General features: G+C 54.1%; 12 protein-coding genes. All 12 read right to left on the bottom strand.

Annotated features, from left to right (window positions below; translation table 11 throughout):
* Positions 1-23: 23 nt before the first annotated feature.
* Entirely contained in the window at positions 24-695 is a 672-nt protein-coding gene (locus MOTHE_RS03265; protein WP_011392252.1) for an MBL fold metallo-hydrolase, read from the bottom strand.
* A gap of 42 nt (positions 696-737) precedes the next feature.
* Entirely contained in the window at positions 738-1466 is a 729-nt protein-coding gene (locus tag MOTHE_RS03260) for a hypothetical protein (RefSeq protein ID WP_011392251.1), read from the bottom strand.
* Between the two features lie 236 nt (positions 1467-1702).
* Positions 1703-2986 carry a lactate racemase domain-containing protein gene (locus MOTHE_RS03255; RefSeq protein WP_053094668.1) on the bottom strand — a complete coding sequence of 428 codons (1284 nt, stop codon included), beginning with the start codon at positions 2984-2986 and terminating at the stop codon, positions 1703-1705.
* A 288-nt stretch (positions 2987-3274) separates the two neighbouring features.
* On the bottom strand, positions 3275-4660 hold the full coding sequence (locus MOTHE_RS03250) for a GntP family permease (protein WP_011392249.1): 1386 nt from the start codon (positions 4658-4660) through the stop codon (positions 3275-3277).
* 102 nt (positions 4661-4762) lie between these two features.
* Positions 4763-5785, bottom strand: a complete 1023-nt coding sequence (pdxA, locus tag MOTHE_RS03245; RefSeq protein ID WP_011392248.1) for a 4-hydroxythreonine-4-phosphate dehydrogenase PdxA — start codon at positions 5783-5785, stop codon at positions 4763-4765.
* A gap of 1 nt (position 5786) precedes the next feature.
* The gene (locus MOTHE_RS03240) at positions 5787-7079 is read right to left on the bottom strand and encodes a four-carbon acid sugar kinase family protein (protein ID WP_011392247.1); all 1293 of its coding nucleotides are present in this window, start codon (positions 7077-7079) and stop codon (positions 5787-5789) included.
* Positions 7080-7397: 318 nt separating this feature from the next.
* Positions 7398-9308: a sigma-54-dependent Fis family transcriptional regulator gene (locus tag MOTHE_RS03235; RefSeq protein WP_053094667.1), complete on the bottom strand. Its 1911-nt coding sequence runs from the start codon at positions 9306-9308 to the stop codon at positions 7398-7400.
* 252 nt (positions 9309-9560) lie between these two features.
* Positions 9561-10784 carry an NAD(P)/FAD-dependent oxidoreductase gene (locus tag MOTHE_RS03230; RefSeq protein WP_011392245.1) on the bottom strand — a complete coding sequence of 408 codons (1224 nt, stop codon included), beginning with the start codon at positions 10782-10784 and terminating at the stop codon, positions 9561-9563.
* A 39-nt stretch (positions 10785-10823) separates the two neighbouring features.
* Positions 10824-11093 carry a MoaD family protein gene (locus MOTHE_RS03225; protein ID WP_011392244.1) on the bottom strand — a complete coding sequence of 90 codons (270 nt, stop codon included), beginning with the start codon at positions 11091-11093 and terminating at the stop codon, positions 10824-10826.
* Positions 11094-11128: 35 nt separating this feature from the next.
* On the bottom strand, positions 11129-12928 hold the full coding sequence (locus MOTHE_RS03220) for an aldehyde ferredoxin oxidoreductase family protein (RefSeq protein ID WP_011392243.1): 1800 nt from the start codon (positions 12926-12928) through the stop codon (positions 11129-11131).
* Complete coding sequence (locus MOTHE_RS03215; protein ID WP_011392242.1) at positions 12929-13408, bottom strand: 4Fe-4S dicluster domain-containing protein; 480 nt, start codon at positions 13406-13408, stop codon at positions 12929-12931.
* A gap of 323 nt (positions 13409-13731) precedes the next feature.
* Positions 13732-14322, bottom strand: a complete 591-nt coding sequence (locus MOTHE_RS03210; protein WP_011392241.1) for a xanthine phosphoribosyltransferase — start codon at positions 14320-14322, stop codon at positions 13732-13734.
* Positions 14323-14396 lie beyond the last annotated feature (74 nt).

The following is a 14396-nucleotide window of genomic DNA, read 5'->3' as shown; positions in this document are numbered from 1 at the left end:
CTGGAGTCATATCCTCTATCAGGTTAGACCCGCGGCTGGCTGGCCGCCAGGACCCAGACTTCCGTTTCCTGCGGCAAACTCTCGGCCCGCAGGTCGATTTTCCCCTCCCCGAAGCGGCGTACATTGGCCCGGCCGGCCGTAAATTCGTCAACCCCGGCAATGGGAAAACCCTGCATGCCAGGGACCAGGTAATGCATGGGCAGGACTACCCGCGGTTTCAATACCTCCACCACCTGCCAGGCCTGAGCGGCATCGATGGTAAAGTACCCGCCCACAGGGATCATCAATACGTCCACCCGGCCAATCTTATGCACCTGTTCATCATTAAGAACATGCCCCAGGTCACCCAGGTGGGCCAGGCGTAAATCCCCCACTTCCAGGACGAAAATGGCGTTTTTGCCCCGTTTGGCGCCGCCGGCATCGTCGTGGTATACAGGCACCGTATAGGCATGGACATCTTTAAAGGTCACGTTAACTTTCGCCCAGTCTCCCTCGGGCGTCAAACCCCGCCAGACTTCCGGGTTGCCCTTGATATTATTCAGGTAATTGTGGTCGAAATGCTCATGGGATACGGTCACCACATCAGCCGTGACCACCGGCGCTGCCGGCGAAACCTGCGGGCCGTAAGGGTCGGTCACCAGCCGCACCCCCGCCGGGGTTTCCAGGTAAAAGCTTGAATGACCTAACCAGCGCATACCAAACCCTCCTTGCAGATACTTCCGGGAAATGGGAGGCCTCTAAACCGCTCTTTCCCGGTATAAATTACGAATTTTAACTTCATGTTCGCCCAACATTTCAAATATTGATTTTTGATTTTCGCTGATTTCATTTAGCTTTTTCATAACTTCGATCCGAAATTCCGTCAGCATACCTACCTGCTCAAAGGTTGCATTCAGCCGCTTCTCCACCCGATCAAGCCTTTCAGTAAGCTCCTGCCTGGTACTGGAAATCTCGGTGTGAAGTTCCTGCCTGAAGCTGCTGATTTGATTTGTGAACTCTTGCCTGGCGTTGCCGATTCGGTCGGTGAGTTCCTGCCTAACACTGCCGATTTGATCCGTGAGTTCCTGCCGGACACTGCCGATTTGGTCGCTGAGCTCCTGGCGAACGCCGCCTATTTGGTCGGCGAGTTCTTGCCTGACGCTGTTGACTTGCTCCGTGAGCTCCTGCCTGACTCCACCTATTTGTTCCGTGAATTCCTGCCTGACACCGCCGATTTGATCCGTTAATTCCTGATGGACGCTTGCGATTTGGTCGTTAAGCTCTTGTCGGACGTCTCTAATTTGCTTCGCTAATTCCTGCCTGACGCCGCCGACTTGATTCGTAAGCTCCTGCCGGACGCTGCCTACTTGATCCGTGAGTTCCTGCCGGACACTGCCGATTTGGTCGCTGAGCTCCTGGCGGGTTTGCTTTAGTTCCCCAGCAATCTGGGTTACTAGTTCGTACAAAGCATCAATCTTATCCCCCATTATTCCCATCTCTCCCAACCGCTAATCACTGTATCCTTATTTTAACAGAGCTCTAAAAGCCTGTCCAGCCTACCGTTAAAGCTTATTAGCTCCTATTTTGTACGCCCCCCATCTCCAGGCCAGGTGACATCAAGCTGTACTAACTTCTTCCTATAACCACTGGCTCTATTTAAAGTATCAGTTATTAGACATTTAAAGGCTGGAAAAAATTCCAGCCTTTGCTCTGATTTTATGTGCTACTCTAAGTTATCTTCGGGTAATAAAGGTAACGTATCAGCACCGTGGGTTAAAACTGTTACTCTAGCTTCTTTCCCCAAGCGTGCCCAGGTCATTTCCAGGGCTTCTTCTATTGTATCAGCATGCTTAAATCCGAGTTTTGCCGCCACTTCGGCGTTTATACCATCTGAAACCAGGCAAACCTCGGCATGCTGGCGCACCTTAGCCCAGGCCAGAGCCAGGGCGCCGGCAACCTTATCTTTAATACGCCCTTCTTCAATTTGGGCATCGATGTCCTCCGGTTTTTGGCCGGCGAACTCCAGCATCTCCGGGTGGGTGACGGCCACTCCTTCCGGGCAGGGGGTGACGATAATAATTGTCCCTCCCTCTTCTACCAGCATGTCACACGGATATAATGTCTTATGGGCCTGCCAGAATTCAATGTCGCAAGGATGGGAACTGGCCAGGACAATGGGCGTGCGCCCCGGCGCCGGGATACCGTAAACCTGCCGGCTGATCTCCACCCCGGCTCGGAAGGCCTGGCGGATATCGCCGAAGAAAGCTTTCACTACACGGCCCTGAGGATCCAGGACAGTATTAAAGATATATTTTACTCCCGCCCTGTCGGCGATGGCTTCCATTTCTTCTCGCACTTTATTTTCCACAATGCCCAGCATATTTCGCCGGGTCCGCACACTCAGCAAATGGGTGGCCGCTGTAGTATCTTCACCACAAATCCCGGGCTGGACGATTTTTGCCCCGCCGCTGTAACCGGGGATGTGATGGGGAACGATACTGCCGATGCCAATAACAACATCTGCTTCAAGAACCACGCGGTTAACCTTTACCGGCGTACCGTTAGCCGTAAGGCCGAAATCATGGAGAGCCATCGGGTTGCGGAAGTCATGGTTTATTACTTCTACCTGCGCTAATACTTCGGCACCTAATTTTTGTTGCAATTCTTCCAGGGTCATAGGTCGGTGGGTACCCAAAGCCATGAGGATCTTAATATTCTCCTTGCGTACACCCCCGCTCTCTAACTCCCGAAGTATAGCCGGGACAATGATATTGGCTGGAGTCGGGCGGGTATTGTCGTCGCACAGGAGGAGTACTCGGCTGGTTGGTGATACCATTGTACCCAAAGACTGGCATCCGATAGGATTTTCTAACGCCCTCTGGATCTCTACTTCCGTAGAAGGTATTTCTTTCATAGCTACCGGTGATAGAACTGCCTTTATTTTTTCTTCGGGAATGTGAAAGGTAAGTTTGTGGGTTCCGTAAGGTAGACTGAGTCGGCAACTCACTTAATCCTTCTCCTCTCGGCCCTCTAACAATATTCCTAATACTATTTACATACCACTTTAATATACTTCTTCACCAACACCGCAATTTGAAATGACATCTCTAGGATGCTGGTTTCGTTTTAAAATGCAATGTATTTTTCATGCATTATCGTCATTTAATGTTATAGTTCAAATTATAGCACTGCCCACATCAATCGGGTGGGACTCTATAGGACTCTTTCTTTTTTATAGCTCGTAAAACCTTTTCCTGTGGGCTCATTTCGAACATATGCTCACTCCTTTATTGGATTAGCTTAAAATGGCGTTGGCAATGTATAACATAATCAAAGAAACGCCCCAAGCAATTGTAGTCGGAACCGACCACGTCAGTGTTTGTTCCTTAATGTCATCGACACCTAAAAATCTATTGACTACCCAGAAAAAACTGTCATTGAAATAAGAATATATCAATGAACCTAAATTGGCTGCTTGAACAGCAATGATTGGATTAACGGAAAGATTGGCCAAAATTGGTGCAGTAATGGAAGCAGAGGTAATCATGGCTACTGTACCGCTTCCCTGGACTAATCGTACAAAAGTAGCAACAAAAAAGGGTAACAAAAATGGAGGCAGAGGGCTAGAAGCAATAAGTTGAGCTACATAATTACCGACACCACTGTCCCTTAACACCTGGCCTAATGCGCCACCAGCACCTGTAATTAAGATAATTATACCAGCTGAAGAAACCCCTTCTTCCATCTTTTTTAGTACTTCAGACCGAGAAAGTTTCGGAGCCAGACCATAAATAGCAATAATAAGACCAATACCAACCGCTATTACCGGATTACCCAGGAAAACTAGGTAGCGCGCCCATAGTTGGTTTATTTTCATAGCTGTCAGCAACGTATTGACAAAGATTAAAATTAAAGGAATAACAACAGGGGCAAAGGATATAAAAGCGGAAGGCAGGTTGCCATTTTCAGGCAATGCTTCTTCGGCAATCTGAGAAGATTGGTAAGGTGGTCGTATCCAGCTCTGACCATCTTCACTGGGTAATTGATATATTTTTTTACCCAACCATTTGCCGTACAAAACCCCAGCTATAGTTATTGGTATGGTAAATATAAGCCCGGAAATAATTACCATACCTACATCAACTTTAAAAATGCCTGCTACTGCCAGAGGTCCCGGTGTTGGTGGTACTGCACTATGGGTAGCCACTAGACCGGCTGCCAGAGCGACACCAAGAGCAAGTACGGATTTTTTGGTTCTACGTGATAACGCTTTAACCAGGGGTGTTAAAATAACAAAACCCGAATCGCAGAAAATAGGAATAGAAATGACATATCCCGTTGCGGCCAGCGCCCATTCTTCTTTTCCACGTCCTAGATACTTTAAGAAAGTATAAGCCATACGTTCGGCAGCCCCGGATACCTCCAGCAATCGTCCCATCATTACGCCAAAACCAATTACGAGACCGATACTTGCTAAAGTATTACCAAAGCCAGTAGTGATTGATTTAGCAAGGTTAATATCACCTGTAGATGGTGACATACCACCAATTAACCCGATTACGGAAGCCGCAATGATAAGAGCAGGAAAAGCATGAATTTTGGTCCTCAGTATTAAATATACAAGCACAAAGATACCAACAATCAGACCAATAATTATCTGAATTCCGGAAATGCCTCCCATGAAAATACTCTCCTTTCTCTATTTAATTCTTTACCAAACACCGCTAAACTCTTCCTACCTACACCCCTTTCCAGGTTTGGCATTTAAATCCTATTACAATACTTAGGTTCGCGTCATTATTGCCCCCATTTTCAAGGCATCCACCATACTTTCGGGGTTGGCTGTCCCCTTTCCAGCTTTACCAAAAGCGGTACCATGATCAACTGAGGTCCGTATTATTGGTAATCCTAAAGTGATGTTTATCCCGGCAACCGATCCCCACTTGCCGGTGGCATTGTCATATTTAAAGCCGATTAATTTGGTTGGAATATGGCCCTGATCATGGTACATAGCTACTACAGCATCATACTGGCCACCCTGGAGTTTAACAAAAATGGTATCTGGAGGTACCGGGCCATCTACCTGGATTCCCTGCTCCCTGGCGGCGGTGATAGCCGGACCGATTTCCTCGATTTCCTCGCGGCCGAAGAGACCATCCTCGCCGGCATGGGGGTTGAGTCCAGCGACCGCAATTCTCGGCATTGAAATTCCCATTTTTAAAAGAGCATCGTTAGTCAATTTGATTACTGTAAGTACCCGCTCCTTTTTTATCAGTGATGGTACCTGACTGAAAGCCACATGGGTAGTCACATGGGAAACCCGAAAATTCTTGTCAACGAGCATCATGCAGTAGTCCTGCGTTTTCGTCAGGTCGGCGAAGATCTCCGTATGCCCGGAGTAATGATGTCCGGCAAGGTTGATAGCTTCTTTATTAATGGGACCGGTGGTGACGGCATCAACTTCCCCGGCCAGGGCGAGTTCAATGGCTCGGGTTATATACTGGAAACTGGCTTCACCCCCCATGCGGGTTACTTTGCCGTACTGCAACTGGTTCAGGTCAACATTTTGCATGTCCAGGACATCGATGGTGCCATACTCATACCGGCCTTCACCAGGACTGGTCACGGCTCGAACGGACAGGTTAACTCCCGCGATCTTGATAGCTTCGCCCATCAGGCCGGCATCGGCTATAGCCAGAGGCCGGCATAGATTATAAATCTCTGGTATGGCCAGGGCTTTAGCAGTAATCTCAGGCCCAATGCCGCAAGGGTCACCTACAGTAATAGCAATTAAGGGTTTTACCATCTCATACCAACTCCATTTCACTTTTCATTCTCTGTTGAAGAAATTCATTTACTTTGATCAGGGAATCGGGGGAACCAAAACCGCCGGCTTTAGTAACGATTGGTAGTCCATCACCCCGCCCCCCTTCCAGGTACCCCAAAGGGATACCCGGCAACAGATCGGCCGCCAGGTTAATTCCTCTGGCTTCCAGAGCCCGGCAAACGTGAACGGCAGTATCTCCGCCAGTAACTACCAGGGCACTTATCCTTCGCATATTTAAGAGGCGGCTGGTGATAGTGCCAAGGGCTAAAGCTATAGCTTTGCTTCCTGAGTTGGAAACCCTATCTCTGTCAATTGTCTGGAAAAGGCTATCTACGGCTATAATAATTAAACCTGCGCCTGCATCTTGAGTTGTAACTTCCTGCAACACCCTTTCTATTTCAACAGCCGGTTCTCCGGTAAGTATAGCTTCCGTCTCTACCTTTACAGCCTGACACGCGCTAACCTCAGCCAGGCGTTGCACCTGGGCGGCAGTGACCGGGTTACGCGAGCCGGCAACCAGGAGAATAGCCCCCTTTTTATTTAATGGATTATTAGGCACTGGTTTTAGGTTCCAGGCCAGAGGTAAATGGGCGGCCATGCCGGCGGCGCCGGCCACAATGACATCCCGCTGGAAGCGGCTGATTGCCCGGGCGATATTCCTTAGGTCCTCTTCGTCGGCGGCATCAAGGACCAGCACCTGGCTGTTTGTACGAGCGGCCTCCAGGGCAGCTACCAGTTCTTTCACTCCCTGGCGCACAGTCGCCAGGTTAATCTGGCCTACCCGACGGCCCATCTCCCCCTGCAGGACGGTAGGGATGTGGCAAAGGGCTGCCCTGGCATCGCCAGGAGTAAGGCTTACGGAAGCCGCGGCCGTCTCCATGCCCTCGCTTATCAACAGGTGGCCGTCAACCACTAACCGCCGGTTGGCCGGGTAGGCCGGCACCACCAGGGCGAGGTCCGCCTGCCAGGCGTCCATCACAGCCTCCAGCTCGGCGCCGGGGTGGCCGCGCAGGGTGGAATCAATCTTTTTGTAAACCCGGCTGATGGCAGCTTTTTTTAGTTTTAAAGTGATCTCATAAACGCGCTGGTAGGCTTCAGGTGCTGCCAGGTGGCGGGTGTCGGTATTGATCGCCCAGACATCTTTATCCTGCCCCACCCGCTCTACGTTGGCAGCATCTATAATAACCATGGTGCGGAAACCGTGCTGGCAAAACTGGACGCCGGTATCGTTGGCTCCGGTTAAATCGTCGGCGATGATGGATATCTGTTCCATTTACTACCCTCTCTCACGGCGCAACAGTCACCAAAAAAATAATGCAAAAAGCGTGCCAGGGAAGTATCGGCGTACAATTTTGAAGGATGCTTATCGTAGTGGCATTTATTATAACTGACAATATTTCATTCTGAAAGGTTAAAAAGATAAAGGCCAGATTAAAAAGCTAATCTGGCCGTAATACTATTGCTTATTTCATATTGAATTTTAGTATTTCATCTTGGAATATAGCAGGTTCTACGTAACTATGCTACCCCTGGTAACAGGCGGCTAAAAGTCCTCCGGGTTCATGGAAAACGCGACTGCCTCCCTCTACCTTTAATTACCATTGACCCTGCGTTGTCCTTCATCCTGCCAGCTTTTTAACCGCCGCCAGAGGGTGGTCTTACTGAGGCCCAGGCGCCGGCAGGTCTCTTCCTTATTGTTGCCGGTGAGGGCCAGGGTCCGGCGGATGATCTCCCCCTCCATTTCCGCCAGGGTGCCCCGCAGGGCCAGCTGCAGGACGGGCTGCGGCTGGTTTTCCGCCGGCTCCAAGATCTCGTCCAGGTCGCCGGCCTCGACCTCTTCCCCACTGCGCAGGACTACCAGCCTTTCCAGGATATTCTCCAGTTCGCGTACGTTACCCGGCCAGGAATAGGCCTGCATCCTGGCGATAATCTCCTCGCTAAAGATAGGAGGCAGGCGGCCGGCACGGCGACTGATCTTTTCTACCAAAGCTTTAATTAATAAAGGCAGGTCTTCCGGGCGCTCCCGGAGGGGCGGGAGATTTATCTGCAAAACATTGAGGCGGTAGTACAGGTCACGGCGGAAGGCATCCCTGGCGATGGCATCTTTCAGGTTGCGGTGGGTGGCGGCGATGATGCGCACGTCCACGGGCAGCACCCGGTCGCCGCCGACGCGCATGATGGCCTTTTGTTGTAGCACCCGTAGAAGCCGCGCCTGTAAGTTTAAAGACAGCTCGCCGATCTCGTCCAGGAAAAGGGTGCCGCCGTGGGCCAGTTCAAAGAGTCCCTTTTTGCCGCCCTTGCGGGCTCCGGTAAAAGCCCCTTCCTCGTAGCCGAAGAGCTCGCTTTCCAACAAATTCTCCGGTACGGCGGCGCAGTTAACGGCCACAAAGGGGCCATTCCGCCGCCGGCTGGCGTTATGAATACTCTGGGCTACCATTTCTTTACCCGTTCCTGTTTCCCCGTTGATTAAAACCGTCGCTTCGGCGGCGGCAAACTGGCGGGCCCGTTCAATTATCTTGGCCATGACCGGACTCTGGGTGACGATATCTTCGAAGGTATACCGGGCCACATGGCCTTTGAGGTAAAGCTCCTGGCGGGCCCTGGCCTCAACTGCCTGCAGGTGACTGACATCCTGGAAGGTAGCCACGGCGCCGACGGTCTCCCGGCCGGCAATGACCGGTATGATATTCTCCGCCACCAGGGTATTGCCGGCCCGGTGCAGTTCCCCCAGGCGCTTTTGGCCTGACTGCAGCACCTGATTCAGGGGCACGCCGGGCAATACCTCCCGCGCCGGCCGTCCTACTACTCGGTGGGCCGCAAGGCCCAGGATCTTCTCGGCCGCCGGGTTAACCAGGGTAATGCGGCCTTCCTGGTCGGTGGCTACAATGCCCTCATAGGCGAAATCCAGGATAGCCTTGAACTGCTCGGCCCGGGCCCGCTCGCGGCGGCGTACCATGGCTACCTCCCGGGCCTCGCGGATGGCCTGGCTGATGGCTTCTTTACCGGAGGTCACCAGGATGGCCTGGAGTCCCATTTCCTTAGCCGAACGCACGGAAACGGCATCGCCGACAATAACTTCCAGACCCATGGACCGGCCTTCAGCAATTATCCCGGCAGCTTCTTCTTCAGCTTCGATGATTAGTTCTTCAATGTGAACTCCCAGGGCAGATTCTAAACTTTTGGTACCATAAATGACGTTGCGGAAACCGGCCACGCCGATATAGCTGCCGAGATCCCGGGCCCTGGCCAGGGCCCGAATCAGGTCAAAGGTGCTGACAGCGATCTCCACTACCGGCACCTCTACCTGCCGGCTAATGGCCGTGGCCGTGCCCCCGCGGCTGATAATGACTTCCGCGCCTTTAGTCACCAGATCCCGGGCGACTCTTACCCCTTCCGCCAGGTCTCCGGTAGCGACGGCTACGTCTTCATCCAGTTCTTCGCATACCTGTCTGGCCAGGGCCGCCAGGTCAGTATAAGGAGCCACCAGGGCCAGGTGGGACATTGTAATACCACCCCCCAAAAGCACCCGATCCAGCTACCATCAAACAGGTGAAAATAGAAAAGCGCCGTTTTCGACGTGCGACTCACTTGCCCTCAACAACCGTCCTGCTTCTAGTTTAGCATAACTTCCCTGGGGAGCAAATTACTGCCCAAATTCAAAGAGCGGGCTTGAGACCCGCTCTTTGAGCTAACTGCCGACCCTTATGCCGCGAAAACCCGCCGCTTCCCCGGATTAAGAGGCAGGTACCCCCTGCTACCGCCCCACCATGGCCCAGGTGAAGCTACCATCCAGGAAACTGGCGATATATTTTTCCTTTACCTCCCTGCCGATGAGGGCCTGGAAGCTGCCGGCACCATTCGGCGGGCCTACGGACACCATCCCCACCAGTCGCCGGCCCTGGAGGACGATTTTGCGGTAAAGGGACCGCTTCTCGTCCAGGCGGGTGATAACCTCATAGCCTTCCCCCGGCGGGTTGACGATGCCGCCGCTGATGACTCCCAGGCCGTGCACCACCAGGGAGTTCTGGCCGATGCCGCCGCGGTAAGGCGTATGGTGGCCGGCCATGTTGAGCCCGGCCAGGCGGCCCTGCTCCACGGCGTTGCCCCAGATAGCGTTCAGGCGCGGTTTCTGCCAGGCGCGGTCGTAGGCCTCGGCCACGTCCCCGGCGGCATAGACGCCGGGGATACCGGTACTCAGGTAATCGTCGACCACGACACCCCGGTTCACGACCACACCGGAACCCGACAGGAAGTCGACATTGGGCCGCACCCCTTTACCTACAACCGCAACGTCCACCGGTACCGTTGCCCCGGAACGCAAGACGGCCGCCATTACTCGCTCCCGGCCTTCCAGGGCCACTACGTCCTCCCGCAGGTGGATGGTAAACCCGGCGGCGGCCATGGCCCGGCGTACCAGTTCCGCCCCGCTATCGTCCATGGCCTGGGAAAGAAGCCTGCCTGAGGAGACAACCAGGCGCACCTTGAGTCCCCTGGCATGCAGACCTTCAGCCGCCTTAAGGCCTACCAGCCCGCCGCCTATGACTACCGCCCGGCCGCCGGGCCGGGCGAATTTGCCGATGGCGGCAGCGTCGTCGATGGTCCTCAGGGTAAAAACCCCGGCCAGGCCCGCTCCGGGGAAGTCTACCCGCTGGGGCGAGGCCCCGGTGGCTATAAGCAGGCGATCATAAGCCAGCTCCGTGCCGTCGTCAAGGGTCACGCGGCACGCCCCGGTATTAAGCCCCGTCGCCCTTCGGCCGGTTAAGAGCTGGATACGCTGCCGGCGATACCATTCTCTATCCACCAGCCAGAGCCTATCCCTGGGTACCAGCCCACCCAGGTAGTAAGAGGTAAGGACCCGGGCATAGAAAGGATATGGTTCGTCCCCCACCATGGTGATTTCCCCTGCCGGGTCGGCCTGGCGGATGGCCCGGGCCGCGGCCACCCCGGCGGCGCTGTTGCCGATGATTAGATAGCGCATTGCCCCCAAGACCTCCAGAATAACGATGACCTTCCTGCCTTATCCCCCGGCCGCCGGCGGAATAATAGTTGCTTTATCCCGGGGGTTCAAAGGCGTGTCTAACCCCTGCAGAAAGTTGATATTGCGGCCGTTGATCAAGATGGCTATGCCGGCTTTGAGCTGCCCGTCAGCAGTCAGAAGCTGGCGGCGAAAAGTTTCGCCGTAGCGGGAAGAAAGGGCAGCCAGGAGCTCCCTTACGGTAGCCGCGTCTATATCTACCCGGCTTTCCCCGGCCGCCCGCTGCAGGAAACTTAAGAGTTCGACTTGCATTACGGTTCCTCCGAAAATATAGTCCTGGTATCTAACTACAGCCCCAATCTCTCCCTGGTAGCTGCTGTGACCCGGCCTTCTTCGTCCCAGCCGCGCAACTGGTAGTACTCGGCCAGCATCTTTGTCAGGGCGGATGTCTTGCCTTTAGCCGGCCCCTCCGGCATGGGTTCATTGAGTAGCCGCGGCGCCAGGGTATCGTCGGCTTTAGTTAAGCCGGCGGCGAAATTAAAGAGACGCTCCAGGTTATAGATCCTTTCACCCGCCAGGAGGCCGCTTTCCTCAGTGTAGGGCACGCCGGTGGCCGTCGCCAGCATGCTGGCGACATCCGGAGCCCCCAGGGCAAAGGTGGTGAAGAGGCAGATACCACTTGCATCCACCAGGGCGGTCAGATCCTGGAAGGCCTTATCCAGGGCCGCTTTGCCCTCAGAAGAAAGGGGATCCGCCTGGACAGGAGTACCCAAGGCCTCGGCAGCGATGGTATAGCCCCGGACGTGGCAGCCGCCGCGGTTGGAGGTGGCATAATTCAGGCCGATACCCTGGAAGGCCCGCGGGTCATAGGCCGGGTATTCCTGCTTTTTGCTGGTCATGGAGAGTTCGGGATGACCGTAGCGTGATGCCAGGCGGTAAGAACCCTCCGCCAGCAGATCGCCGATACCCTCCCGGTAGCCCACCTTGCGGGCCGTTTCCACCATGACGGCGGCATTGCCGAATTCCAGGGGCACCTCGGTATCCCCGGCCGGCAGGTAACCCTTTTCATATAGTTCCATAGCACAGGCCAGGGTAGAGCCGAAGGAAATGGGGTCATAGCCCAGCTCGTTAGCCAGGAAGTTAGCCTTGAGGATGGCCGCCAGGTCGTCAATGCCGCAGTCGGCCCCCAGGGACCACTGGGCCTCATACTCCGGCCCTTCACCATGACCGGCGTAGGGACCGGAAGGTACCATCGTGGCGCGGCCGCAGGCCATGGGGCAGGCCAGGCAGGCCTTCTTGCGCACCAGGTAGGTAGCCGCCAGGGCTTCACCGCTGATTTTTTCCGCTCCTGGAAAGATGCCTGTCTGAAAATTTCGGGTAGGCAGGCCTCCATGGGCGTTGATGACATTCACCAGGACCCCGGTGCCGTAGGCGGGCAGGCCGCCGTGGGTGACATCATTGGCCTTGATCTTGGCCAGGGACGCCAGGACCGCTTCCCGGAACGCCGGCCCATCGGCCACCTTGACCCCACCGTGACCGCGGACGGCAATGGCCTTCAGGTTCTTGGACCCCATGACGGCGCCGACACCGGAACGGCCAGCGGCCCGGTTTTTATCATTCATTATACAGGCAAAACGAACCAGTTTCTCTCCAGCCGGGCCGATGCAAGCCACTTTAGCATGGGGGCAGGTGACTGCTTTTATAGCGTCTTCCGTCTCGTGGACGTTTTTCCCCCAAAGTTCGCCGGCTGGCCGCAACTCAAAGGAACCGTCTTCAATCCAGAGATAAACAGGCTCGGGCGCCCGGCCTTCAAAGATAATCCCATCAAAGCCGGCGTACTTGAGTTCGCTGCCAAAGTAACCGCCGGAGCTGGAGGCGGCGATAGCGCCGGTCAGGGGCGATTTGGTGACGACGTTGTAACGGTTGCCGGAAATAGCCGTAGTCCCGGTGAGGGGCCCGGTCATAAATATGAGCTTGTTCTCCGGGGCCAGGGGGTCGACCTGAGGATCAATTTCATTCCAGAGAATTTTGCTGGCCAGCCCCCTGGCGCCGACGTAATCCCGGGCCAGGATCGGGTCTAACCTTTCCGTCCTGCACTTACCGTTGCTCAAGTTTACGCGCAGTAACTGTCCGGTCCAACCATACATTTAAACCACCTCCCGTAGAGCGGCCTGGACTTTGCGAGCCACCTGCTCGCGCCTGTCCAGGGCCTGGCCTGCCGGTTCTTTATATTCAATGGCGCCCCAGGGACAGTTTAGGACGCACTCCGGTTCGCCCCCGCAAAGGTCGCATTTTACTACCTTTTGCTCGGAAACCGAGTAATCGGTCCCGCCAAAGGGGCAGGCCATGATGCACATACGACAACCGATACAGCGATCTTCGTCGATGATCACGGCATTAGTTTTTACATCGCGGCTGATGGCACCTGCCGGGCAGACGGCCATGCAGGCCGGTTCGTCACAGTGCTGGCAGACCACCGGTTGATAATAATCGTCATCAAGGAAAACAGCCACTGTCAGCCGGGCTGCCGCAGGATTGAATTCGCCGGTATGTTTGAAAGAGCAGGCCAGCTCGCAGCGCCGGCAGGCGGTGCATTTACCCTGATCGACTACCAGTACCTTAGGCAAGATAATTCCCCCTTTCGCGATTTTCATTATAAATTCGACATTTATATTTACTGCCTCGCCTTTGCCCCACCACCTCCAGGTAAAAATTCAGGTAAAAAACGGGAAGCTAACTTATGGGCTGCCAGTTTATTATTACAGTTAAAAAGAAAAAGGTACTCCCCTACAAAGAGTACCTTCCTTTGCCCAATAGCAGGTCAAGGGATTGCTCCCCGGCCCTGACGTTTGCCCTTCCCGGTGGGAGAGGACAACTCGGAAGTCGCTTATGGAGCTGTTTAATTATTACTTCGCTAAAAAAATATAAAATCCTGCTCAGGAGTTAAAAATTAATTTAAAAATTCAATTTGTCCCCCAGCCAAGCTACCAATCTGTACCAGGGACTCCACCCGGATACCCTGATCCCGGAGGGCTTCGCCGCCGGTCTGGAAGACCTTCTCAATCACCGTACCCACGCCCACAAGAGTGGCCCCGGCCTGAGTGATGATTTTCAATAACCCCCTGGCTGCTTCTCCCGAGGCCAGGAAATCATCGATGATCAGCACCCTGTCTTCCGGCCCCAGGTAGCTCCCGGCTACTACTATATCTATTACCTCTTCTTTAGTAAAAGAACGTACCCGGCCGCAATAAGTCTCTCCGTCCATGGTGGATGGTTGCTTCTTCTTGGCAAAGACAACCGGCACCTTGAGGCTGAGACCCGTCATCAAGGCCACGGCGATGCCCGAAGCCTCCACGGTGAGAACTTTGGTAATCGCGGAACCGGCAAAGCGGCGGGCAAACTCTTCACCCACCTTGAGCATTAAAACCGGGTCAATCTGGTGGTTTAAAAAGGAATCCACCTTGAGGACGTCGTCGGATATTACCCGTCCTTCCTGGCGAATTTTTTCTTTTAAGAGCTCGACTACCGACAAAGCTACCACCCTTCTCCTTGCTCCACGTTATAAATGCTTTTAGGAATAAAGTTATTATAACGTAATCCATGGCAAAAGAGAAG

Source organism: Moorella thermoacetica, from assembly GCF_001267405.1.
Classification (GTDB): domain Bacteria; phylum Bacillota; class DSM-521; order Neomoorellales; family Neomoorellaceae; genus Neomoorella; species Neomoorella thermoacetica.
Note: the sequence above shows the minus strand (reverse complement) of the source record. Positions and strands in the feature narration are given on the sequence as shown.

Excerpts from the sequence above, each read along its gene's own strand:
- MOTHE_RS03230 (WP_011392245.1), bottom strand. The coding sequence starts at position 10,784 with ATGCGCTATCTAATCATCGGCAACAGCGCCGCCGGGGTGGCCGCGGCC.
- MOTHE_RS03260 (WP_011392251.1), bottom strand. The coding sequence starts at position 1,466 with ATGGGGGATAAGATTGATGCTTTGTACGAACTAGTAACCCAGATTGCT.
- MOTHE_RS03220 (WP_011392243.1), bottom strand. The coding sequence starts at position 12,928 with ATGTATGGTTGGACCGGACAGTTACTGCGCGTAAACTTGAGCAACGGT.
- MOTHE_RS03265 (WP_011392252.1), bottom strand. The coding sequence starts at position 695 with ATGCGCTGGTTAGGTCATTCAAGCTTTTACCTGGAAACCCCGGCGGGG.
- MOTHE_RS03240 (WP_011392247.1), bottom strand. The coding sequence starts at position 7,079 with ATGGAACAGATATCCATCATCGCCGACGATTTAACCGGAGCCAACGAT.
- pdxA (WP_011392248.1), bottom strand. The coding sequence starts at position 5,785 with ATGGTAAAACCCTTAATTGCTATTACTGTAGGTGACCCTTGCGGCATT.
- MOTHE_RS03250 (WP_011392249.1), bottom strand. The coding sequence starts at position 4,660 with ATGGGAGGCATTTCCGGAATTCAGATAATTATTGGTCTGATTGTTGGT.
- MOTHE_RS03225 (WP_011392244.1), bottom strand. The coding sequence starts at position 11,093 with ATGCAAGTCGAACTCTTAAGTTTCCTGCAGCGGGCGGCCGGGGAAAGC.
- MOTHE_RS03235 (WP_053094667.1), bottom strand. The coding sequence starts at position 9,308 with ATGTCCCACCTGGCCCTGGTGGCTCCTTATACTGACCTGGCGGCCCTG.